Annotated in this window: 24 protein-coding genes, 2 riboswitches and 1 other annotated feature; of the genes, 21 read left to right on the forward strand and 3 right to left on the reverse strand. The window is 51.4% G+C overall.

What is annotated here, in order from left to right; translation table 11 throughout:
• The first annotated feature begins 126 nt into the window (after nt 1-126).
• Nucleotides 127-315, forward strand: a complete 189-nt coding sequence (locus tag DESRU_RS00575) for a sigma factor G inhibitor Gin (protein WP_013840191.1) — start codon at nt 127-129, stop codon at nt 313-315.
• Here the strand turns inward: DESRU_RS00575 and DESRU_RS00580 are convergent.
• Nucleotides 270-539, reverse strand: coding sequence for a hypothetical protein (locus DESRU_RS00580; protein WP_013840192.1), 270 nt, complete (start codon nt 537-539; stop codon nt 270-272). The two genes, DESRU_RS00575 and DESRU_RS00580, sit on opposite strands and share 46 nt — an antisense overlap.
• Nucleotides 540-689: 150 nt before the next feature.
• Here DESRU_RS00580 and DESRU_RS00585 point away from each other — a divergent pair, with 150 nt between their 5' ends.
• Genes DESRU_RS00585 through rsmI form a run of 6 tightly spaced genes read left to right on the forward strand, consistent with a single transcriptional unit; the run spans nt 690 to nt 5811 of the window.
• Complete coding sequence (locus DESRU_RS00585; RefSeq protein ID WP_420794896.1) at nt 690-2147, forward strand: aminotransferase class I/II-fold pyridoxal phosphate-dependent enzyme; 1458 nt, start codon at nt 690-692, stop codon at nt 2145-2147.
• A gap of 33 nt (nt 2148-2180) precedes the next feature.
• Nucleotides 2181-2804 carry a dTMP kinase gene (tmk, locus tag DESRU_RS00590; protein ID WP_013840194.1) on the forward strand — a complete coding sequence of 208 codons (624 nt, stop codon included), beginning with the start codon at nt 2181-2183 and terminating at the stop codon, nt 2802-2804.
• Nucleotides 2797-3804, forward strand: a complete 1008-nt coding sequence (gene holB, locus DESRU_RS00595; protein WP_013840195.1) for a DNA polymerase III subunit delta' — start codon at nt 2797-2799, stop codon at nt 3802-3804. Before tmk ends, holB begins: the two co-directional genes overlap by 8 nt.
• Nucleotides 3794-4642: a PSP1 domain-containing protein gene (locus DESRU_RS00600; protein ID WP_013840196.1), complete on the forward strand. Its 849-nt coding sequence runs from the start codon at nt 3794-3796 to the stop codon at nt 4640-4642. The genes holB and DESRU_RS00600 overlap by 11 nt, the downstream gene beginning before the upstream one ends.
• Complete coding sequence (locus DESRU_RS00605) at nt 4617-4928, forward strand: initiation-control protein YabA (RefSeq protein ID WP_013840197.1); 312 nt, start codon at nt 4617-4619, stop codon at nt 4926-4928. The genes DESRU_RS00600 and DESRU_RS00605 overlap by 26 nt, the downstream gene beginning before the upstream one ends.
• Entirely contained in the window at nt 4915-5811 is an 897-nt protein-coding gene (gene rsmI / locus DESRU_RS00610; RefSeq protein ID WP_013840198.1) for a 16S rRNA (cytidine(1402)-2'-O)-methyltransferase, read from the forward strand. The genes DESRU_RS00605 and rsmI overlap by 14 nt, the downstream gene beginning before the upstream one ends.
• A 70-nt stretch (nt 5812-5881) precedes the next feature.
• Here rsmI and DESRU_RS00615 read toward each other — a convergent pair whose 3' ends face one another.
• Nucleotides 5882-6136 (reverse strand): AbrB/MazE/SpoVT family DNA-binding domain-containing protein, encoded by a 255-nt coding sequence (locus DESRU_RS00615; protein ID WP_013840199.1) that lies wholly within the window; start codon nt 6134-6136, stop codon nt 5882-5884.
• Between the two features lie 197 nt (nt 6137-6333).
• On the opposite strand from DESRU_RS00615, the gene DESRU_RS20110 reads away from it, so the two are divergent.
• The 5 genes from DESRU_RS20110 (at nt 6334) to DESRU_RS00650 (ending at nt 11914) form a co-directional block, all read left to right on the forward strand.
• Nucleotides 6334-7682 (forward strand): IS3 family transposase gene (locus tag DESRU_RS20110; RefSeq protein WP_143758727.1). Its coding sequence is split into 2 segments (ribosomal slippage): nt 6334-6787 and nt 6787-7682, totalling 1350 coding nucleotides; the frame shifts between segments, so codons are not numbered across the junction.
• A gap of 72 nt (nt 7683-7754) precedes the next feature.
• Nucleotides 7755-8003, forward strand: a binding site (T-box leader).
• A 39-nt stretch (nt 8004-8042) separates the two neighbouring features.
• Nucleotides 8043-9593 (forward strand): methionine--tRNA ligase, encoded by a 1551-nt coding sequence (gene metG, locus DESRU_RS00635; protein WP_013840202.1) that lies wholly within the window; start codon nt 8043-8045, stop codon nt 9591-9593.
• A gap of 203 nt (nt 9594-9796) precedes the next feature.
• On the forward strand, nt 9797-10579 hold the full coding sequence (locus tag DESRU_RS00640; RefSeq protein ID WP_013840203.1) for a TatD family hydrolase: 783 nt from the start codon (nt 9797-9799) through the stop codon (nt 10577-10579).
• On the forward strand, nt 10572-11102 hold the full coding sequence (cobO, locus tag DESRU_RS00645; protein ID WP_013840204.1) for a cob(I)yrinic acid a,c-diamide adenosyltransferase: 531 nt from the start codon (nt 10572-10574) through the stop codon (nt 11100-11102). The genes DESRU_RS00640 and cobO overlap by 8 nt, the downstream gene beginning before the upstream one ends.
• A 161-nt stretch (nt 11103-11263) precedes the next feature.
• On the forward strand, nt 11264-11914 hold the full coding sequence (locus tag DESRU_RS00650; RefSeq protein ID WP_013840205.1) for a cyclase family protein: 651 nt from the start codon (nt 11264-11266) through the stop codon (nt 11912-11914).
• 78 nt (nt 11915-11992) lie between these two features.
• Here DESRU_RS00650 and DESRU_RS00655 read toward each other — a convergent pair whose 3' ends face one another.
• Nucleotides 11993-12997 (reverse strand): DUF3794 domain-containing protein, encoded by a 1005-nt coding sequence (locus DESRU_RS00655; RefSeq protein WP_013840206.1) that lies wholly within the window; start codon nt 12995-12997, stop codon nt 11993-11995.
• A gap of 211 nt (nt 12998-13208) precedes the next feature.
• Between DESRU_RS00655 and DESRU_RS21410 the strand changes: the two genes are divergently transcribed.
• The 9 genes from DESRU_RS21410 (at nt 13209) to thiC (ending at nt 21238) form a co-directional block, all read left to right on the forward strand.
• Entirely contained in the window at nt 13209-14042 is an 834-nt protein-coding gene (locus DESRU_RS21410) for a 3D domain-containing protein (protein WP_013840207.1), read from the forward strand.
• Nucleotides 14043-14186: 144 nt separating this feature from the next.
• Nucleotides 14187-15119 (forward strand): 3D domain-containing protein, encoded by a 933-nt coding sequence (locus DESRU_RS21415; protein ID WP_013840208.1) that lies wholly within the window; start codon nt 14187-14189, stop codon nt 15117-15119.
• Nucleotides 15120-15188: 69 nt separating this feature from the next.
• Nucleotides 15189-15292, forward strand: a riboswitch (TPP riboswitch).
• An 87-nt stretch (nt 15293-15379) separates the two neighbouring features.
• Nucleotides 15380-16051: a thiamine diphosphokinase gene (locus DESRU_RS00670; protein WP_013840209.1), complete on the forward strand. Its 672-nt coding sequence runs from the start codon at nt 15380-15382 to the stop codon at nt 16049-16051.
• Nucleotides 16033-16320: a thiamine-binding protein gene (locus DESRU_RS00675; protein ID WP_013840210.1), complete on the forward strand. Its 288-nt coding sequence runs from the start codon at nt 16033-16035 to the stop codon at nt 16318-16320. Before DESRU_RS00670 ends, DESRU_RS00675 begins: the two co-directional genes overlap by 19 nt.
• A 28-nt stretch (nt 16321-16348) precedes the next feature.
• A complete protein-coding gene (locus tag DESRU_RS00680) occupies nt 16349-17107 on the forward strand; it encodes an ABC transporter permease (protein WP_013840211.1) in 759 nt (252 codons plus the stop codon).
• Between the two features lie 2 nt (nt 17108-17109).
• Complete coding sequence (locus tag DESRU_RS00685; RefSeq protein WP_013840212.1) at nt 17110-18108, forward strand: ABC transporter substrate-binding protein; 999 nt, start codon at nt 17110-17112, stop codon at nt 18106-18108.
• Nucleotides 18105-18866 (forward strand): ABC transporter ATP-binding protein, encoded by a 762-nt coding sequence (locus DESRU_RS00690; protein ID WP_013840213.1) that lies wholly within the window; start codon nt 18105-18107, stop codon nt 18864-18866. Before DESRU_RS00685 ends, DESRU_RS00690 begins: the two co-directional genes overlap by 4 nt.
• 27 nt (nt 18867-18893) lie before the next feature.
• A riboswitch (TPP riboswitch) is annotated at nt 18894-18991 on the forward strand.
• 93 nt (nt 18992-19084) lie between these two features.
• Complete coding sequence (gene thiD, locus DESRU_RS00695) at nt 19085-19900, forward strand: bifunctional hydroxymethylpyrimidine kinase/phosphomethylpyrimidine kinase (protein WP_013840214.1); 816 nt, start codon at nt 19085-19087, stop codon at nt 19898-19900.
• 39 nt (nt 19901-19939) lie between these two features.
• A complete protein-coding gene (thiC, locus tag DESRU_RS00700; protein ID WP_013840215.1) occupies nt 19940-21238 on the forward strand; it encodes a phosphomethylpyrimidine synthase ThiC in 1299 nt (432 codons plus the stop codon).
• Nucleotides 21239-21248: the final 10 nt, after the last annotated feature.

Raw genomic sequence — 21248 nt, forward strand, 5'->3', positions numbered from 1 at the left:
CTGCTTTTCGCGCCGGTATAAAAAGGTTTCACTTCACCAATTACCCTGCAGGATCATATACTTAGCTTAGAGAATGTTTTAATAGCTCGATTTTTAGGGAACACTGGAGATAAAAGGGGGGTTGGTATGGAAAAATTTTTAAATTGTGCTTTATGCCGGAAGTCTGTACCTGAAAACAACACCGGCATCACTCTTTTGGGAAGCTATATCTGCGAAGCCTGTGAAAATAAAATTGCCAACCTTGCCTGGGATGATCCCGAATATGACCTTTATAAAAGCGGTCTTAAAAAAATCTGGCGTTGTAACGAGGCCTGACTTTTCGCCAGGGCCTCTTTCTTTTTATCCAATCTTAACTTGCGGTGAGCCAGCTCGATGTCCGTTTTTATTTGTCTGAGTGTGGTTAAATCAATCCCGGCCCGGGCGGCAATTTCCATGTCGCTGCGACCGCTTTTCCATGCCCGGATCAGGCGGGTCACACTGGTGCGGTATTTTTTAGACAGGGCTTTTTCGTCGATTTGAGGACCCTTTGATTTAGGCATTCTGCTGCTCCTTTCTCTGCCCATCCCTTTATTTTAATTTTCCCCTCTTAAACACAGTCTATAAGGTTAAAGGAATGGAAAATAAGTTAGTAATTAATTGGCAGTTAATTTTTGTATATGATAAAATAAGTTGTTAATTATTTTTAGGATGTGGTTGGGTTGGAGCAAAAAAATGCTCCTTTATGGGAGTCGTTGCTGAAGCAGAAATTTGCCGGGTCGGCCCAACTGCATATTCCGGGTCACCGGAGTGGACAGGCCATTCCTACGGAATTTTTAAATTTGGCGGGAACAGGAATCTTTCAACTGGATCTTACAGAGATTCCCGGACTGGACGATTTGCATGATCCCCGGCAGGCCATTGCCGAAGCTCAGAAATTAGCAGCGGAACTGTATGGTGCGGAAAAAAGTTTTTTTTTAGTGAATGGTACCAGTGGCGGGCTGCTGGCTTTAATGCTGGCCTGTTGTCATCAGGGTGATAAAATTATTGTTCCCCGTAATGCACATAAATCCATCTTCTCGGGTCTGGTATTATCCGGGGCAGCGCCCGTTTATTACTATCCCCGGATCATGAAAGATTTTTTTTGTTCCAACGGACCGGATGTTTGGCAAATTAAAAATAAATTTAAAAAGGAGCAGGGCATCAAGGCAGTGATGGCGGTTCATCCCACCTACTACGGGATTGCCGGAGATTTGCCGAAGGTGGCGGATTGCTGCAGAGAAAACAATGTGCCCCTGTTGGTGGATGAGGCCCATGGCTCCCACCTGAAATTTCACCGGAATTTACCCCCGGATGCCCTTTCCTGCGGGGCGGATGCCGTGGTGCAAAGTATGCATAAAATGGGCGGCTCCCTGACCCAGTCCTCCCTCCTGCACATCCAGGGGCCTTATCTGGATAGGAAGCGGCTGGCAGAGGCGCTGCGCATGGTGCAGAGCAGCAGCCCGTCCTATTTATTGATGGCTTCCCTGGACCTGGCCCGCAGACAACTGGCTCTGAAGGGGGAAGAACTGATGGGCAAAGCCCTGGAAAAAGCCCTTTGGTGCCGGGAACGTCTGGAAAAACTAAAAGGGGTAAAGGTTTTGAACCAGGCGTATCTGGATGGGGACGGAGCCAGGTATTTTGACCGAACCCGGTTGACCTTTTCTTTACAGGACCTGGGTTTTTCAGGGTATCAGGTATCCCAACAACTAGAGCAAAAATATGGCGTTTTTGTGGAGATGGCGGATATTGCCTGTGTGGTGGCGGTGATTTCCCTAGGCACCACCTGGGAGGATTGCCGCAGGCTAATGCATGGAATAGAAGAGCTGACCCGGTCCCAGACGCAAACCGTGTCCCGGTTTTACCCCGAGACGTTCATGCTGCCGGAACCGGTAAGCCATTTAACCCCCCGGGAGGCCTGGCTCAGGCCCTCGGTAACAATTCCTCTGGAACAAAGTCTGGGCAGCATAAGCGCCGCCACCGTAGCGGTTTATCCGCCGGGAATACCGGCTCTTTGTCCGGGAGAGGAAATTACCAAGGATATTTTGGAATACCTGCAGGAAGTCCGGCAGAAGGGCTATCCCTGTCATGGGCTGGAGGACAGCGGGTTAAAGGTGATTCTTGAGGTATGAGTGGAGAATGATATAATTTAGCGTGGAGGGTTTATGTCCAAGGGATTGTTTATCGTATTTGAAGGTGTGGACGGGTCGGGAAAATCCACCCAACTGGATCTCTTAAATAAATATCTGACGGCCCGGCAGATTCCTACCTGCGCCACCCGGGAACCCGGGGGAACTCCGGTGGGAGAAAAAATACGGGAGTTTTTACTGGACCCGGTTTTCCAGGAAATGCAGGGGCACACGGAGTCTTTGCTTTACGCGGCGGCCCGGGCCCAATTGGTGGCCCAGGTGATCCGGCCCGCATTGGAACAGGGAACCGTGGTGCTCTGTGACCGTTATATTGACTCCAGTCTGGCCTACCAGGGTTATGGCCGGGGGCTGGATATTGAATTTCTAAAGAAAATTAATGAGCTGGGGACCGGGGGCTTGCAGCCTCATATAACCTTTCTATTGAGCCTGCCGCCGGAAGAAGGTCTGGCCCGCTCAAGAAGAACCAAGTCGGCCGACCGGCTGGAGAATGAAGCCATGGATTTTCATCGCCGGGTTTGGACCGGCTACCTAGCTTTAGCCCGGCAAAATCAAAGTTATGTTGTTTTGGATGCACGGCGAAGCATTGAAACATTGCACGAGGAAATTTGCTCAGTGATGGGTGGAATGATGGGTGTATAAGCTCAGTGATATCATCGGGCACCAGGAAATGATTCGGACGCTGAAGCATGCGGTGCAGCGGGACCGGGTGGCTCACGCTTACTTGTTTATGGGGCCGCCGAGGATTGGCAAGGGAACGGTGGCGGAGCGCTTTGCCGGCTCCCTGTTGTGTGATGAGCCCCGGGATGGTGATGCTTGCGGTTTGTGCCGTTCCTGCCGGCAGCAGTCCGGCGGCAATCATCCGGATTTGCATCGATTGCGGCCATCCGGGGCATCCATAAAAATTGAGCAGATCAGGGAATTGCAGCGGCAGGTGCAATTTAAACCTTACCAGTCCCGGAGGCAGGTGATTCTTATGGAAATGGTGGAAGCCATGACCACGGAAGCCGCCAACTGTTTTTTAAAAACCCTGGAGGAACCGGTGGGGGAAACGGTTTTCCTGTTGTTGACCCATCAGCCCCAGGCCCTTCTGCCGACCATTTTATCACGCTGCCAGCAGTTGGCCTTGCGACCCCTGAGTCAAAGGGAAGTGGCAGAGGGTTTGTTGAAACTTTGTCATTTGGACCCGCAACAGGCGGATAAACTGGCCGCTCTAACCGGCGGCAGCCTGGGCCTGGCGGTGCGGCTGGCCGACGGAAGCGAGAGCTGGGACGTCCGGAACCGGGTGTTGGAGATGGTGCAAAGATTTCCCGAAATGCAGAAGGCTCAAGCCTTGAGCATGGCGGAGGAATTATCCTCCGACCGGGCGGCGGCTTTGGAGGGTCTGGGGCTGATGCTCCTGTGGTTTCGGGACCTGCTGGTTTATCATTATACATCCGACCCGGGACTTTTAATAAACCGGGATGTGCTGGACAAGTTAGGCCGTCAGTCCGCCTGTTATGCTCCGGCGGGATTGGTGGCAATACTGGAGGATATAAAGCAAGCGAAGGATCATATCGAAGGAAACGCCAATACAAGGCTGGCCTTGGAAGTATTGATGTTAAAAATTCACTCCTACGGAGGATCTTATAATGTCCGTTAAAGTCGTTGGTGTACGCTTTAAAACAGCAGGCAAGGTTTATTATTTTGACCCGGACGGCATTGAACTGAAGCAGGGAGACCATGTGGTGGTTGAAACCACCCGGGGCGTTGAATATGGCGAAGTGGTGGTGGCCCCCAAGGAAGTCCCGGATGAGGAAGTGGTGGCTCCTTTAAAGCAGGTCCTGCGCAAGGCCACCGCAGAGGATGACCAGCAGGTCCAGGCCAACCGGGAAAAAGAGAAAAAAGCCTTTCACATTGCGGTGGAGAAAATTGTTGCCCACGAACTGCCCATGAAATTAATCAGTGTGGAGCAGACCTTTGACGGCAATAAAATTATTTTTTACTTTACGGCTGAAGGGCGCATTGATTTCCGGGAATTGGTCAAGGATCTGGCTGCAGTTTTCCGCACCCGGATTGAATTACGCCAGATTGGGGTGCGGGATGAGGCTAAAATGGTAGGAGGGCTGGGTTGTTGCGGCAGGGAATTGTGCTGCGCCTCCTGGCTGGCGGATTTTGCCCCGGTTTCCATTCGCATGGCCAAGGAACAAAATTTATCCCTTAATCCGACTAAAATATCCGGCATCTGCGGTCGATTAATGTGTTGTCTGAAATATGAAAACGATGTTTATGAAGAGGCCAAGGCCGGGTATCCGGAAATCGGCACCCTGGTCATGTCCCCGGACGGGGAAGGGAAGATCGTAACCATCAATATATTCCGGAAAACCGTGAGTATTGAACTGCATGAAAGTAAAGCCATTCGCGAATATCCCCTGAATGAGTTAAAAATTAAGCAAGGCCGAGGTGAATGCAACTGTGGCTGCCCTGCCCGGCAGGATTAATCGTTTGGAACAGGCCCTTCGTCAGATTTGCGATGAGGTGGACCGCCTGAAACAGGAAGTAAGGGAACTGGAAGATGAAAATAGCCGTCTAAGACAGGAAGTGGCCGGCTTATATGCGGAAGAAAATGAGGGAGCGGGTCGGAATCGACCCGGTGCCCGCAATCTGTGGGACTTGTATGACAAGGGATTCCATATTTGCAACTTGTATTTTGGCAAGGGCAGAGAAGGAGAATGCATCTTTTGCTATGCCCTCATGAGCAGAGGAGATCAGAATGACGGTGCTTAAAGAACGGGGAACCCTGTATCTCTGCGCAACCCCCCTGGGAAATCTGGAGGATATTACGCTCCGGGCCTTGCGTATTTTAAAAGAAGCGAGCATCATTGCAGCGGAGGATACCCGCCATACCCGGAAACTGCTCAGTCATTTTGATATCCACACGCCCTTGACCAGTTATCATTCTCACAGTGGTGAGGGCAAAGGGGAACACCTGCTGCAACGTTTGAGGCAAGGGGAAGCCGTTGCCCTGGTCTCGGACGCCGGCATGCCCGGCATCTCAGACCCGGGAGCAGAATTGGTTAAACAGGCCGTGGCCGAGGAGATTGACGTGGTCCCGGTTCCAGGGCCTTCGGCGGGGATTGCCGCTTTGATCATTTCCGGCCTGCCGACCCACAAGTTTGCCTTTGAGGGTTTTCTTTCCAACCAGCGAAAAACCCGGCGCAAGCAACTGCAGGCTTTAAAAAGGGAGCACCGCACCCTGATTTTTTACGAATCTCCCCACCGGCTGGTAGACAGCCTTAAAGAGATGCTGGCCCAATGGGGGGAACGCCCCTGCGCGGTGGCCCGGGAGCTGACAAAAGTGCATGAAGAAATTAAAAGGGGCACCCTGTCTGAGGTGCTGGCCCATTTTGCAGAAAATCAACCCCGAGGAGAGATCACCCTGGTGGTGGCCGGCTTGCCGGAAGAAGAACGGAATGAATGGGAGTTCCGGGAACCCTGGCTGGAACTGTCGGTGCTGGATCACGTGACCCTGTTGGAGAAGGAGGGCCGGGAGCGCAGGGAGGCTATCAAGGAGGTGGCCCGGCTGCGGGGAGTGCCTAAGCGGGAAGTGTATGCCCTGGTCCATGATACCGGAGAACAAAGAAGCCCGGAGTTTCCTCCAGGCTCTTAATTTAAACAAGGTTTTATAAAGACGGCGGAAAATAAAATGAGAGACGCTTGTCTCTCATTTATGTATTATGCTATACAACTTTTACACTTTCACCCATGGCGATGGCGCACTCGCGGCAGACCATTTTTCCTTTGTAATGCTGCACATCGGAAGCATTACCGCAGAAAACACACGCTGGTTCATATTTGCGCAGAATGATTTTTTCGTTGTCAACGTAGATTTCCAGGGCGTCTTTTTCATCTATGCCCAGAGTACGGCGCAACTCAATGGGGATTACCACCCGACCCAGCTCGTCCACCTTACGAACAATACCTGTGGATTTCAATCCGCTTCCCCTCCCTGACTTAACATTCGACAATATACCAGAATTTGCTACATATAAATCATACCAGTACTAACCGGAACAGTCAATATTTTACTTTTAATTTTATTCATAATATGTATAAAAAGCACCATATTCGGGAATGAAGTGCACCCCAAATGTTGGAGAAAAAAACTAACACTTGGAGGTGCACTTTTCTAATGACAAAATACAGCGATGAGTTTCAGCTTAGGCTTGTAATGGAAGTCGAATCAGGACAATCCATAACTGTTGTAGCAAGAGCACATGGTATTCCCAAAAAGAACTTACAGCGATGGGTTTCAATTTATGAACATGGTGGTATTGAACAACTGTTATTAAAAAAACAGCATTACTCACAAGAATTTAAGATCTCCGCTATTGAATATCGCTGGCAGCATCACTTATCCTATAGACAAGCAGCTGCCGAATTAGAAATTCCTAACGAAGGTACTCTGTATCAATGGGAAAAGCGATATTTAGAAATGGGTTCGGCAGGTCTGCAAGCCACCAAGAAAGGCAGGCCCCCTAAAATGCCAAAGAAATCTGAGAAACTTAAGCGGAATCTGACTAGAGAGCAAGAGCTGGAAGCTGAAAATGCTCAGTTACGCATGGAGAATGCTTACCTAAAAAAATTAAATGCCTTAGTTCAGGAAAGAATCGCCCGCGAAAGTGGGAAAAAGCGGCTGCCATCAACGAACTAAGGCAGGAATTTAACCTGATGGCATTACTCAAGTTTGCCAGCCTGCCCCGGAGTACCTTCTACTACTATCTAAAAGCTATGGACAGGCCTGATAAATACGAAGAAATCAAAGCTGTAATCCAAGAAATATACCACGCTCATAAAGGCAGATACGGCTACCGGAGAATCACCCTTGAACTGCATAATAGAGGGTACCGTATTAACCATAAGACGGTCTTAAAGCTGATGGGGCAATGCAACATCAAGTGCCAGGTGCGAATACGCAAGTATCGCGCCTATAAAAAAAAGTTGGGTAAAGTAGCCCCCAATATTCTGCAACGTGATTTCAAGGCAGATAAACCGAATCAGAAATGGGTTACTGACATTACTGAGTTCTCCCTATTTGGAACAAAGCTGTACCTCTCTCCGATCCTTGATTTATTTAACGGAGAAATCATCAGCTACAACATATCAGACAGGCCGACCTTCCATCAGATAATAGATATGCTGGATAAGGCATTCTCAAAGATTCCTGACAACACAAACCTTATCTTCCATTCAGATCAGGGCTGGCAGTACCAGATGAGAAACTATCAAAATAGGCTTAACAAAAAAGGAATTATCCAGAGCATGTCACGCAAGGGTAACTGCTTAGATAATTCAGTAATGGAGAACTTTTTTGGTCTTTTAAAATCAGAATTACTCTATCTTCAAGACTTCGATTCAGTAGAACATTTCCGAAAGGAGCTCGAAGATTACATAGATTACTATAATAATCAAAGGATTAAGTGCAAACTGAAAGGACTGAGTCCTGTTCAATACAGGATCCAGTCCTCCAGAGTTGCTTAATTATCTGTCCAACATTTCGGGTTCAGTTCAGAAAACTTGACAGGTGCTTGATTGTTGGATACAATCGAAGTAGCAAAGGCTATGATGGGGATGAGTAGGCGGAAGAACCTTTTAGAGAGCGGGGAACAGGTGCAAGCCCTGCAGGGAGGACCGTTCGAACATGGCTCCGGAGCCGCCGGTTCGAAGCAAGGGAAGGCTTGCTGTAGGGCCGGACGGTAGGGCACCGTTACGCGCTTTTAAGTGTTTTACACTTGCTGAGGCCGTTTACTGCAAAGGAACGGCAAATCAGGGTGGTACCGCGGGATTTACCCCGCCCCTGCCAGGGGCGGGGTTATTATTTTTTAGAAGGGAAGAAATCACTTGACAAAACCTCCATTTTATATCACCACACCCATTTACTACCCCAGCGATAATCTGCACATCGGCCATGCCTACACCACGGTGGCCGCTGACACCATTGCCCGCTATAAGCGTCTTACCGGCCATGAGGTTTGGTTCCTGACCGGGTCCGATGAACACGGTCAGAAAATCGAACGGGCGGCCCGGGCTAAAGGCCAGTCCCCCAAGGAATACGTGGACAATATTGTGCTGGGATTCAAAAAACTATGGGAGCGTCTGGGCATCAGTTATAATGATTTTATCCGCACCACCGACCCGCGCCACCACAAGGTGGTTCAACAGTTTTTCCAGCAGCTTTATGATCAGGGCGACATCTATAAGGCCGAATACGAGGGCTGGTACTGTACCCCCTGCGAAACCTTTTTTACCGAATATCAACTGGCGGAAGGAAAATGTCCCGACTGCCAGCGGGAGGTGGAAAAGGTCCGGGAGGAAAGCTATTTTTTCCGCCAGTCCAAATATGCCGAGCGCTGGCTCCAGTTTATTGACGAGCATCCGGATTTTATTCAGCCGGTTTCCCGGCGCAACGAAATGGTCAGCTTTGTAAAGCAGGGCTTGGAAGATCTGTGTGTCTCCCGGACTACTTTTGACTGGGGCATCAAAGTCCCCTTTGATCCCAAACATGTGGTTTACGTATGGGTGGACGCTTTAACCAACTATATCTCCGCTTTGGGTTACGGTACCGAGGATGACAGCCTCTACCGCAAATTCTGGCCGGCGGATATCCACCTGATGGCCAAAGATATTGTGCGTTTTCATACCATCATTTGGCCCATTATGCTGATGGCCCTGGCCCTGCCCCTGCCCAAGAAGGTGATTGGTCATGGCTGGCTGCTGCTGGATAGCGGCAAAATGTCCAAATCCAAGGGCAATGTGGTGGACCCCCACGTGCTGATGGATAAATACGGGGTGGATGCCGTGCGTTATTTCCTCCTGCGGGAACTGCCCTTTGGCTCCGACTGTGTTTACTCCGAGGAAGCCCTGGTAAAGCGTGTTAACACCGACCTGGCCAATGATTACGGCAACCTGCTGTCCCGCTCCGCCACCATGATGGAGAAATATCAGCAGGGTGTACTGCAGGCTCCCGGGGCTCCCGAAGGACCGGATGCCGAATTAATTGATCTGGCCAGGACCACCCCTCAACTGGTGGAAGAATACATGAATAAGAGCGAAATTTCCAATGCCCTGGGGGCCATTTGGCAGGTGGTCAGCCGGGCCAATAAGTATCTGGAAGAAACGGCTCCCTGGTCTTTAGCCAAGAATGGTCAGACGGAAAGGCTGAACACGGTTTTATATAATGTGGCTGAAGTTCTGCGCCTGGCCACCATTATGGCCACTCCCTTTATGCCTGGCCTGCCCGGCCGGGTTTGGCCGCAACTGGGGATTCAAGACAAACCGGAACTGCAAGCATGGAATAGTCTGAGCTGGGGCCTCCTGCCGGCGGGAACCACCGTCAAGCGGGGCGACGTACTGTTCCCCCGCATTGATTTAAAGAGTCTGGAACTGGATTAACTTTGGGGGCGGCCTCGGGGGTTTCTTTTTTAGTCTTGTTGTCAGCCTGATGAGGATTCTATTGGGTCCTGTTGTTCGTTTTAAAAGAGTATTCCTGAGATACTGCAATATTACTAGACCTTAAAGAAAGCCCATTAGGCTAACAACTGGACCCCTAAGTAATGCCTCCTAGGCTGAACAGGGACCTAAAAGGAGTGCTAAAGATGCTGATTGATTCCCATGCCCACCTGGATAACGAGCGGTTTAATGAAGACCGGGAACAGGTCATTGCCCGCTGCGGCCAAGAGCTAAAAGCCGTGTTGAATGTCGGTTATGATCTGGCTTCTTCCCGTCGTTCCATAGCTCTGGCCGATGCATATCCCTTTATTTATGCCGCTGTGGGCGTCCATCCCCACGATGCCAAGGACGCACCGGAAAATTATCTGGACCAATTGCGGGAAATGTCCCGGCATCCCAAAGTGGTGGCCATTGGGGAGATTGGCCTGGATTACTACTATGATCTGTCTCCCAGAGAAGTTCAACAGAAAATTTTTAAGGAACAACTGGCCTTGGCCGGAGAGTTGAACCTGCCCTTTATTATCCACAACCGGGATGCCCACGGGGATGTTCTGCAAATTTTACAGGAGGGCCAGCCTTTTCCGGCGTCCGGAGTACTGCATTGCTTTTCGGCCAGTTGGGAAGTGGCCCAGGCTTGTTTGAAAATGGGTTTATACATCTCCCTGGCCGGACCGGTGACTTTTGCCAATGCCGGAAAACTGAAGGATATTGCTCAACGGGTTCCCCTGGACCGGCTGCTGGTGGAGACCGATTGTCCCTATCTGACGCCGGTTCCCTTCCGGGGCAAACGCAATCAACCGACCTATGTCCGTCACGTGGCGGAACAAATTGCCCAATTAAGGGGGATAGCGCCGGAAGAACTGGGCAGGATTACCGCAGCCAATACACTGGCGTTGTTCAAGCTGCCGGGGGTGCTGCTAAATGAATAAAGAACGGGGCTTAATCCTGGTTTTTACCGGCAACGGCAAGGGCAAAACCACCGCGGCCCTGGGGTTGGGCCTAAGGGCTTGGGGCCATGAAATGAAGGTACTGATACTTCAATTTATCAAGAGCCGCACCTGCGGAGAGCATCTGGCTGCCCGTCAAATGCAGCCGGGTCTGGAAATCAGGCCCTTGGGGTTGGGCTTTATTGATTTCAAGGACCCCCAGGCAGTGGCCCGCCAGCAGCAGGCAGCCAGGGAGGCGCTGGACAAAGTGGAGAAGGCCATGCTGTCCGGGCAGTATCAACTGCTGATCCTGGATGAAATTTTGTATGCCCTTAAATATCAACTGATCCCCTTGCAGGATGTAATCAACTTGCTGGAGAGAAAACCGGAGACCCTGCATCTTGTGCTGACAGGCCGGGATGCCCCTCCGGAAGTCATTGAGCGGGCGGATCTGGTGACGGAGATGAAAGAAATAAAACACCCCTTCCAGCAAGGCATTGACGCTCAGAAGGGGATTGAATTCTAGCTTACGGTTCTTGCTATGGGGTCGTTGCCTTACGGGATGAATTCTTGGGTCCTGCTGCTGGCCTTTAAGGTATTCCTTTAGGGTCCAGTAAACAGGACCCGGGGGAATGCTTTTAAGTCCAGCAACCGGACCCCTAAGGAATACCCGTTAGGCTAAGAGAGGTGTTTGGCCTGAGAATCATTGATTTGACCCATGCCGTTGCACCGGATATGCCGGTGTATCCGGGAACAGAACCGCCACGGATAGCCGAAGCCTGTACCCTGGAGAAGGATGGTTTTAAAGAAACTCTGCTGACCCTGTACTCTCACACCGGCACCCATATGGACAGCCCCGCTCATCTGTTTAGCCTGGGGAAAACGCTGGACGTTTACGATCCCGGTTACTTTTATGGAAGGGCGCTGGCCTTGGATGTGTCCGGCTGTAAAAGGAACATTGAAAAGAAGGATTTGCTCCCCCATGAAGCAAGAATAAAAAAAGCCGCCTTTCTTTTGTTTTATACCGGCTGGGAAAAATTATGGGGTACCCAAGGCTATTTCAGCGGGTTTCCGGTTTTATCCCAGGAGGCGGCCCGGTGGCTGGCCCAGCAAAATTTGAAGGCCGTGGGTGTGGATGCCATTTCTGTTGATCCGGTGGAAGGAGTATCGTCCTTGCCGGTTCACCGTACACTGCTGGGCAATGAAATATTGATTATTGAAAATCTGGTCAATTTACATTTGCTGATCGGCCGGGAATTTATCCTGTGCTGCCCGCCCTTAAAGATTGCAGGAGCGGACGGGGCTCCGGTCCGGGCGCTGGCGGTAGTCCATCCGTAAAGAAGGCCCGGGGATGACGGCGGTTTTAATTGAATCATTACAAAGGTGAGAGGAGGAACCGGAAGCGGTTCCTCCTCTTTAGGCGTTGGTGATACCAAAGCTTACATCATCAATAAGGGCGGAGCAGGTATTCCAGGGCTGAGAAGTAAAGACAAAGGCAATGTTGGCTGAAACGGTCCCTGCCGGGGCTGTGCCCGTCAGCCGTAACTGGCGGTAGCTGGTGCTCAACTGCTCGGAGGAGATCATCTGCTGGGCGGTATTCAGAATATTACCCAGGGTGTCCCTAAAACTAATCCTGGCTTCCAATGTATAACCGCAGGGACGATCCCTGGGAACCTCGCTGTTCCTGGCCCAGAAAGTCATCTCATAGGTGGTACCCCCGGTTAGACCCTCTACATTGCGGGAGAGGGAAGCCGAGAGGGTGGGGCAGCATCCCAGTGCCGCAGCCTGACCGGTTCTGCCGTTGGGGTTGGGACAAACGTTTTGACTTTCCCATAGGGCCGGAGTGTTGTTGATCCAATCTTCAAAGCTTTCGTCCTGAATGCCCAGGGTAGCGCCGCTAACATCGCATATCTCCACGAAAAACTGTCGCTGCTCAACGATCTTCAACAGAAAGGAGACGGTCACCACCTGCTGGAGCCTGTTTGGGCGGGGGAGATCAAAGTCGATGGAAACATCTACATTGCGAAAATCAATCTCAGTGTTGCCGGGGTCCGTTACTTCAAGGGGCGGATGCAACTGAATGTTTTTGCTGAAAGGGAAATCTTCAGACATGTGACGGACATCATCATGCTTATTCACATAAAAGATTTGCTTGTGAATTTCGCCATGGATGGTAATGCTGCGGATAAACCGGGGGCCACATTGGGGTTCCCCGAAGTGGATGGTGGCCTTGGGACTGTTGCAGCCGGTCTCGGTGGTAAAATGGGGATCTGCCTCCAAATCCCGGACTACCACATCGATATGGTCTATCTTTTTTGCCTGCTCTTCCGGGCAGATGACATTCTCCACCGTGATTGAGGCCATCTGCTCAGCGATTACCACCGGGAGCTTAACTAACTGACAATTTAGGCCGTTAGGCATGTCTATACCTCCTTTTTCCAAGGTGGTTCTTAAATCCACCAAAGATTGTGTGGTATAGTATATTCCTGGGTTATCCAAATGAGGCCAGTCCAGTTTATTTTGTTCTCTGGATAATCCATCCAGCGACAAAGGTTGTCATTATTTTTAGTTATATTTTCCATCCCCCTGAATATATTTTTGGAAGGCACAGTTTACGAAAGGGGGATGAGCAATGAATTTAGGCATCAAGAATATTTTGCACGACCGGACCTGTCGGCTCCTCTTAGGGTTAATTTGCCTGTGTATTGCTTTTCTGGCCGGGTCTCTGGCCTTGGGAAAACAAATCCGTATTCAGGCGGACGGCAAGGAGTATATGGTGTTTCAGTTACGGGGCACGGTGACCGATGCCCTGGCCTTGGCCAATGTAACGCTAAGCGGAACCGATAGGGTCCACCCTTCACCCTCATCCAGACTGAGGGACGGAGAAAAGATTACCGTAACCAGGGTCAAGATAAAGGAGTTTACCAATCATCAAGTAACTCAGTTTGCCTTGGAGAAAAGAGAAGACCGGAATCTTTTTCCCGGGGAACAGAAGGTGATCAAACAGGGAAAGACCGGAATGGTAAGACATTATTACAAAGTGGTTTATTGGGACAATCAGGAGAAGCAGCGGCAATTGGTAAAAAAACAAGTCCTTAAAAAACCTGAACCCATGATTGTTGCCTATGGCCCTCCCATTGTTCCATCACGGAACATGACCAGAACCGAGAACCTGGAAGAGCTTTCTTCCGGGAAATATAAACGGATTATTCAAGCCTACTCCACCGCTTATACCCATACGGGCTACCGGACCGCAACGGGAGTAAAGCCTTACCGGGGAGTGGTATCGGTGGATCCTAGGGTCATTCCCCTGGGAACCAAATTATATGTCGAAAACTATGGCCCGGCCGTGGCCATGGACACCGGCGGCGACATAAAGGGCAACCGCATCGACGTTTTTTTTGAAACCCGGCAAGAGGCGCTTTCCTGGGGAAAGCGCCAAGTCAAAGTACACATTTTAGAATAAAAGCTGAAAATGAAGGTCAAGGGACGGCGTTTAATATGCCGCCCCTTGTTGTTGTGCAGGGGAATTTGTATGAATTTTACAGGAGGATCACACCCTGAAGAGGAAGAATTGAGATCGTATACCCTTTAATAAGGAGGTTTTAGGATGGATTGGTGTCCGGTAGAATGGCCTCCCCGTTCAAAGTCCTGCACTGTAGATCTTAAACATAAAAGGGAGTCCTGCAAAAAAGCCTTTTTGGCAGGAATGCTGGGAATATTCTTACTGTTAAGCATGACCGGGCTGGCTCTTGGATACGCGGTCTGGACTAAAGAAATTGACGGGGGACAAACCCTTGCCCGTGTATCGGGCTATATCCAGGATCGGATTTTGGGGCAGGTGACGGTTCACCTCACGGTAGACGGCAAAAGGACCACTATTAAAAGCACCGGAAGGACGGTTCAGGAGGTACTGGAGCAGCAGGGCATAAAAATGAACTCCCAGGATGTGGTTCATCCGGCACGGTCCGCTACTCTGGAAAGGGATATGGACATTAAAGTAACACGGGTGCTGGTAAAGAGAGAAACCCAGGAAGTATCCCTGCCTTTTGCCACAAAATATATTTCCAACCCTGAAATGCCCAAGGGCTTCAGCAAAAAAATAAGTGAAGGTCAAGCCGGGACAGAGCTTCAAATCTGGGAATTACAATATGAAGACGGCATTGAGGTATCACGGACCTGTGTCTCTAAAGAGATTCAGAAGGAACCCGTAGATTGTATTATCCAGGTGGGGGTCCAGTCTTCCGTCAGCCGTGGAGGACAGTCCCTCCGGTTTAGCCAGGCTTACGACATGCTGGCCACAGGCTACACCTATACCGGTTACAAGACTGCTTCCGGCAGAAATCCCGGCCCGGGAGTGGCAGCGGTTGATCCCCGGGTGGTTCCTCTGGGAACCAGGCTGTACATCGAAGGCTATGGCAGGGCCGTGGCCCTGGATACCGGGGGGATGATTAAAGGCAACCGCATTGATCTTTTTTTTGAGACTCAGAATCAGGCTCTGAGCTGGGGCGCCAGAAAAACCCGAGTCTATGTTTTAGAATAAGACATTTGTGGGATAACGGTATTGACATTTTAAAAACAGCAGCCTATAGTATAATCAGCTAAAATAAATAGCTTTTACCAGGGGAGCCAATGGGGCTGAGAAAGGGCTTTACGCACCTGACCCTTAACCAGATCGGGATAATGCCCGCGTGGGGAGTGTAGTGCTTCTTAGACACACCGTCTTCACGGTGTGTTTTTTGTATAAGGGATATTTTTATTAGGTAAAGTAAGCAGAAAAGGAAGCAACCGGAGAGGTGCGCCATGCAGTGTATTATTTTAGCTAACGGTGAAATGGAAGATTATGAAAAATACCGCAGTTTGTTTGTCGGCAGTCCTTTAACCATTTGTGCCGACGGCGGGACCCGGCATGCCCTGGCCTTGGGCATTGTGCCCCAGGTGGTGGTTGGGGATATGGATTCGGCCCGGCCGGAAGAGCTTGAGCAATTGGCGGCCCAGGACGTGGAATTGATTAAGTATCCCAAGGAAAAGGATGAAATGGATACCGAGCTGGCTCTGATGGAGGCTGTGAAGCGGGGAGCCACCTCCATTGTTTTACTGGGGTGCTCCGGCGGGCGTCTGGATCACACGCTGGCTGCCATTCAGATGCTGGTGCCGGTGGTTCGGCAGGGGGTTAAGGTACAAATGCTGGCCAAGGGGCACCGCCTTACCCTGGCGACCCCGGAAAACCCGGTCCGTCTTCCGGGCAACCCGGATACCATCCTGTCCATTCTGCCCCTGACCACCCGGGTAACCGGAATTACCTCCAGAGGAGTGAAATGGCCCCTTACGGACGCAGTATTTGAATTGGGCAAGCCCTATGGTGTCAGCAATGAAGTAACTGGTCCGGAGGTCAGTATAACCGTTAAGGAAGGAATTTTACTGGTGATCGAAATGAATCGCAAGGAGGAAGGGGAATGCCCGTTATCAATGTGAGTTTTCAGGTGATTCCCAAAGTGGCGGATGAGTGCACTTATGCCGTGGTGGATAAAGCCATTGAGGTGGTGCGGAAGTCCGGGGTGAAATATGAGGTGGGACCCATGGAAACCACCATGGAAGGGGAACTGGAACCGCTGCTGGAGATTGTCAAGGAAGCTCAGCAGGCTTGCGTAGAGGCTGGAGCCAGCCGAGTGATGACCATCATAAAAATTGACTACTGCCCCAGCGGAGTGACCATGGAGGAGAAAATCGGCAAATACAGGTAAACCCTGTACCATGAAGCCGAGGGTGTTTATGAAAACATTAAAGAACCTGCTTTGGCCTCTGCTGTTTTTATTGCTGACCCTGGTTGTCTGGGAAGGAATGGTGCGCTTCTATGCCGTTGCCCGGTGGCTGCTGCCAGCACCCAGCCAGGTTCTGCAAACGTTGTGGCAGTCCAGGGCGCTGCTGGCGGAGCATACCGGACAAACCCTGCTGGAAGCCGGAGCCGGGCTGCTGCTGGCCGTTGCGGCCGCCCTGCTGCTGGCTTGGCTGATGGATTTTTCAGCCGCCCTGCGCAGGGCGCTGTATCCGCTGCTGGTGGTGTCCCAAACCATTCCCATCATATCCATTGCCCCGTTGTTTATTATCTGGTTTGGTTATGAAATGCTGCCCAAGGTCATTGTGGTTGCCCTGGTCTGCTTCTTTCCGGTGGTGGTCAGTGTGGTGGAGGCCATGGCCGGAGTGGACCGGGAGATGATTAATCTCATGCGGGTTATGGGGGCACGCAGGGGACAGATATTTACCAAGGTAAAGCTGCCGGCGGCCCTGCCGTCCTTTTTCTCCGGCTTAAAGATATCCGCTGCCTACAGCATTATGGGGGCGGTGATTGGGGAATGGCTGGGAGCCAGCAAAGGGCTGGGTGTTTATATGACCCGGGCAACCCGTTCCTATCAAACGGACGGGGTGCTGGCTGCGGTGGTCATTATTTCTGTCCTGAGTCTGGGGGTTTTTGTCTTAATTGAATTACTGGCCAGGATGATCATGCCCTGGCATAAGGAAGGGAGAAAATAATTTTGAAGAAGATCGGGCTGCTCCTAACCACCTTTTTATTTCTGGTATCCCTGGGCTGTGCCAAAGAACCGGCCCCGGAATCCAAGGCCCAGGATGAAAAGAAACTGGAAAAGGTTACGGTGATGTTGGACTGGGTGCCTAATACCAACCACACCGGTTTATATGTGGCCAAGGATAAAGGATATTTTAAAGAACAGGGGCTTGAGGTGGAAATCATCCAGCCTTCCGAAGGAGGAACTTCCCAACTGGTAGCCACCGGCAAGGCCCAGTTCGGTGTCAGTTACCAGGAGGATGTGACCATGGCCCGGGCCAATGGAATTCCAGTGGTATCCATCGCCGCGGTGATCCAGCATAATACTTCCGGTTTTGCTTCCAAAAAGGAACTCCATATCCAAAGACCCAAGGATTTGGAAGGCAAGCGTTACGGCGGCTGGGGCTCTCCCACCGAGGAAGCGGTGCTGGCGGCGGTGCTGGACCAGGATAACGGGGATGCCGCTCAAATTAAAAACATCAACATCGGGACCACGGATTTCTTTACCGCTATTCAGCGGGACATTGATTTTGCCTGGATCTACTATGGTTGGGACGGTCTGGAGGCAGAGAGAAGAAATATTCCTCTCAATTTTATGCTGCTGAAAGACTTACATCCGGCCCTGGATTATTACACCCCGGTACTAATTACCAATGAAAAACTGATTGCCGAAAAACCGGAGTTAGCCCAAAAGTTTATGGCCGCTGTGGCCCAAGGCTACGGCTATTGCATCGAACATCCCCAGGAAGCCGCTGAAGTGCTGCTGCAAAACGCCCCGGAGACCAACCGGGAGCTGGCTCTAAAGAGCCAGCAGTGGCTGGCGGATCAGTATCAGGCCGATGCACCTCGCTGGGGAGAGCAAAAGAAAGAAATCTGGCAGCGTTATGCGGACTGGATGCTGCAGCAGAAATTGCTGCCCCAGGCGGTGGATGTGGATAAGGCCTTTACCAACCAGTTTTTACCCCAATGAAGAACAAGCTGGAATTAAGGGGTGTTTCCTGGGGCTATGCTACGGAACAGGGCTACCTGCAGGTTTTAGACCAGCTTGATATCCGGGTTGGGGCCGGAGAATTTGTAAGCCTGCTGGGACCCAGCGGCTGTGGAAAAAGCACGGTGCTGAATTTAATCTGCGGTTTGGAGCGCCTGGCGGAGGGGCAGATACGAATCAACGACCAGTGCCCGGACCAACCGGGCCGGTTTTTGGCCTACATGCCTCAGAAGGATTTGCTTTTTCCCTGGCGCAGTCTTATGGACAATGTAATTCTGGGTCTGGAGATCGAGGGCGTGCCCCGCAAGGAAGCGGCGGCCAGGGCCAGGGAACTGCTGCCGTTATTTGGCCTGGAGGGTTTTGAGCGCAGCTATCCCTTTCAATTATCCGGAGGCATGAGACAGCGGGCGGCCCTGCTGCGGACCATTCTCCCTCATAAAGATATTTTGCTGCTGGACGAACCCTTTGGCGCCTTGGATGCCATTACCCGTTTTCAGATGCAAAGCTGGCTGCTGGAGATTTGGGAGAAATTTCGTTATTCGGTGCTTTTTGTAACCCACGATATTGAGGAGGCCCTTTATTTATCGGACCGTGTCTATGTACTTAGCTCCAGGCCCGGACAGGTTAAGGAAGAAATCCGGGTTCCGTTGCCCCGGCCTAGAAAACCCGCCTTTACCGCGGAAGCCTTGTTTATGGAAATGAAGCGTAAGATTCTGGGAGCATTGGAAGCCAAGGGTTAAGCCCTTTACCATGCCGATACAAATGAATAATAAGAACAGGGGAGCACCTTGCTGAGAGTGGTTAAGACCAGACCCTTTGACCTGACCCGGATAATGCCGGCGTAGGGAGCAACTTTTCATCGTTGTAGGATGGGTGTACCTGTTTTTGGGGTACGCCTTTTCTTTTTATAAAAATTGTTGGTCATTTGCCTTTTTATAAAATTTTACAAGGGGGACTTATGAAAAATTTGTTAACCATCGCCGGTTCCGATTCCTGCGGCGGAGCCGGTATTCAAGCAGACTTGAAGACCTTCAGCGCGCTGGGAACCTATGGCATGAGCGTGATTACCGCCGTGACCGCCCAAAATACCACCGGGGTTTTTATGGTCCGGGAACTGGACGTGGAAATGGTGGCCGCCCAGATCCGGTGTATTTACGAGGATATCCCGGTGCACGGGGTTAAAATCGGTATGGTTTCCAGCGCAGCCATTATCCATACCATTGCCGGGTGCTTAAAAGAAAAAGGAGCGGTTCATGTGGTGGTGGACCCGGTGATGGTATCCAAAAGCAAACATAAATTACTGCAACCGGCGGCCTGCGACGCCCTGGCCCAAGAACTGTTCCCCCTGGCTGAGGTGGTTACGCCCAACATCCCGGAGGCGGAAGCCATTATTAACCGCCCCATTGGAGGACTGGAGGAAATGAAAGAGGCGGCCAGGCAGATCCACAGCTTAGGGGCCGCCAATGTGATGCTTAAAGGAGGACATCTGGAAGGAGAGGAGGCGGTGGATGTACTGTACAACGGGGACGAATTTGTTTTATTTAGAGGGCCCCGGCACTTTACCCGGAATACCCACGGCACCGGTTGCACCTTTTCCTCGGCCATTGCCGCCCTGCTGGGGCGGGGCTACCCCCTGGTGCAGGCGGTGGGCAGGGCCAAGGAATACATCCACAACGCCATTGCCCATTCCCTGGAACTGGGGCAGGGGGCCGGTCCAACTCACCATTTTTATGAGCTGTACCAAAGAGCCGGGTTGCATTTGGATGAAGAATAAGAAAGCATTTAAAAATTGAAAAAATTGGAGGAACAAAGAATGACACAAATGCTGGCAGCCAAAGCGGGCGAGATTACGCCGGCCATGCGCCGGGTAGCTGAAAAAGAAAAAGTAACGCCGGAATTTATCCGGGAGGGGGTGGCCGCAGGAACCATTGTTATTCCCGCCAACATCAACCACAAAAGCCTGGACCCCGCCGGATTCGGCAAAGGACTGAGAACCAAGGTAAACGCCAACATTGGAACTTCCACCAGTTTTCCGGATATTGACAGGGAATTGGAGAAACTAAAGGGGGTGCTGGAGGCCAAAGCCGATGCGGTGATGGATTTAAGCACCGGAGGGGAGATTGACCGGGGCCGCCGCCGTATTCTTGAAGAGAGCACCATAGCCGTTGGCACGGTGCCCATCTACCAGGCTTTTCTGGAAAACCGGGAGAAACGGGGCAGCATGATTGAAATGTCGGCGGATGATCTTTTTGAGGTCATTGAACGGCATTGCTCCGACGGCGTTGATTTTATTACGGTTCATTGCGGCGTTACCCTGGGGATTTTGGAGCGCATTAAAAATCAGTCCCGCATTACGGACATTGTCAGCCGGGGAGGTTCCTTTCTGACCGGGTGGATGCTGCATCACGGCCAGGAAAATCCTCTCTATGAACAATACGACCGGCTGCTGGATCTTTGCCTGCAGTACGATGTAACCCTCAGCCTTGGAGACGGCCTGCGTCCGGGTTGCCTGGCGGATGCCACCGACAGGGCGCAAATTCAGGAACTGATTGTTTTGGGCGAGTTGGTGGACCGGGCCAGGGAACGGGGGGTTCAGGCCATGGTGGAGGGGCCGGGGCATGTTCCTTTGGATCAAATCGCCGCCAACGTACAGGTGCAGAAGACCCTCTGCAAAGGGGCTCCCTTTTATGTCCTGGGCCCTCTGGTTACCGATATTGCTCCGGGCTATGATCATATTACCGCCGCTATCGGCGGGACGGTGGCGGCAGCGGCCGGGGCGGATTTCCTCTGCTATGTTACGCCTTCGGAACACCTGGGTTTACCTACCCTGGAGGATGTGCGGGAAGGAATTATGGCCTCACGCCTGGCGGCCCATGCCGCGGATCTGGTTAAAGGCATCCCCGGAGCCATGGAGTGGGACCGGGAGATGGCCCGGGCCCGGAAGGCCTTGAATTGGGAAAAACAAATTGAACTGGCCCTGGACCCGCAAAAGGCAGCCAGACTAAGGCGGGAGCGCAATCCCGGAGGTCATGAGGCCTGCACCATGTGCGGCGATTTCTGCGCCATGAAAATTGTGGCCCAGTATATGGGAAAGCAACCGGAATACTGTTAAAAGAAGCCGG

The sequence above is a fragment of the Desulforamulus ruminis DSM 2154 genome, assembly GCF_000215085.1.
In the GTDB taxonomy this organism is placed as follows: Bacteria; Bacillota; Desulfotomaculia; order Desulfotomaculales; family Desulfotomaculaceae; genus Desulfotomaculum; species Desulfotomaculum ruminis.

Excerpts from the sequence above, each read along its gene's own strand:
- DESRU_RS00575 (WP_013840191.1), top strand. The coding sequence starts at position 127 with ATGGAAAAATTTTTAAATTGTGCTTTATGCCGGAAGTCTGTACCTGAA.
- DESRU_RS00580 (WP_013840192.1), bottom strand. The coding sequence starts at position 539 with ATGCCTAAATCAAAGGGTCCTCAAATCGACGAAAAAGCCCTGTCTAAA.
- tmk (WP_013840194.1), top strand. The coding sequence starts at position 2,181 with ATGTCCAAGGGATTGTTTATCGTATTTGAAGGTGTGGACGGGTCGGGA.
- DESRU_RS00600 (WP_013840196.1), top strand. The coding sequence starts at position 3,794 with ATGTCCGTTAAAGTCGTTGGTGTACGCTTTAAAACAGCAGGCAAGGTT.
- rsmI (WP_013840198.1), top strand. The coding sequence starts at position 4,915 with ATGACGGTGCTTAAAGAACGGGGAACCCTGTATCTCTGCGCAACCCCC.
- DESRU_RS00640 (WP_013840203.1), top strand. The coding sequence starts at position 9,797 with ATGCTGATTGATTCCCATGCCCACCTGGATAACGAGCGGTTTAATGAA.
- cobO (WP_013840204.1), top strand. The coding sequence starts at position 10,572 with ATGAATAAAGAACGGGGCTTAATCCTGGTTTTTACCGGCAACGGCAAG.
- DESRU_RS00655 (WP_013840206.1), bottom strand. The coding sequence starts at position 12,997 with ATGCCTAACGGCCTAAATTGTCAGTTAGTTAAGCTCCCGGTGGTAATC.
- DESRU_RS21410 (WP_013840207.1), top strand. The coding sequence starts at position 13,209 with ATGAATTTAGGCATCAAGAATATTTTGCACGACCGGACCTGTCGGCTC.
- DESRU_RS21415 (WP_013840208.1), top strand. The coding sequence starts at position 14,187 with ATGGATTGGTGTCCGGTAGAATGGCCTCCCCGTTCAAAGTCCTGCACT.
- DESRU_RS00670 (WP_013840209.1), top strand. The coding sequence starts at position 15,380 with ATGCAGTGTATTATTTTAGCTAACGGTGAAATGGAAGATTATGAAAAA.
- DESRU_RS00675 (WP_013840210.1), top strand. The coding sequence starts at position 16,033 with ATGCCCGTTATCAATGTGAGTTTTCAGGTGATTCCCAAAGTGGCGGAT.
- DESRU_RS00680 (WP_013840211.1), top strand. The coding sequence starts at position 16,349 with ATGAAAACATTAAAGAACCTGCTTTGGCCTCTGCTGTTTTTATTGCTG.
- DESRU_RS00690 (WP_013840213.1), top strand. The coding sequence starts at position 18,105 with ATGAAGAACAAGCTGGAATTAAGGGGTGTTTCCTGGGGCTATGCTACG.
- thiD (WP_013840214.1), top strand. The coding sequence starts at position 19,085 with ATGAAAAATTTGTTAACCATCGCCGGTTCCGATTCCTGCGGCGGAGCC.
- thiC (WP_013840215.1), top strand. The coding sequence starts at position 19,940 with ATGACACAAATGCTGGCAGCCAAAGCGGGCGAGATTACGCCGGCCATG.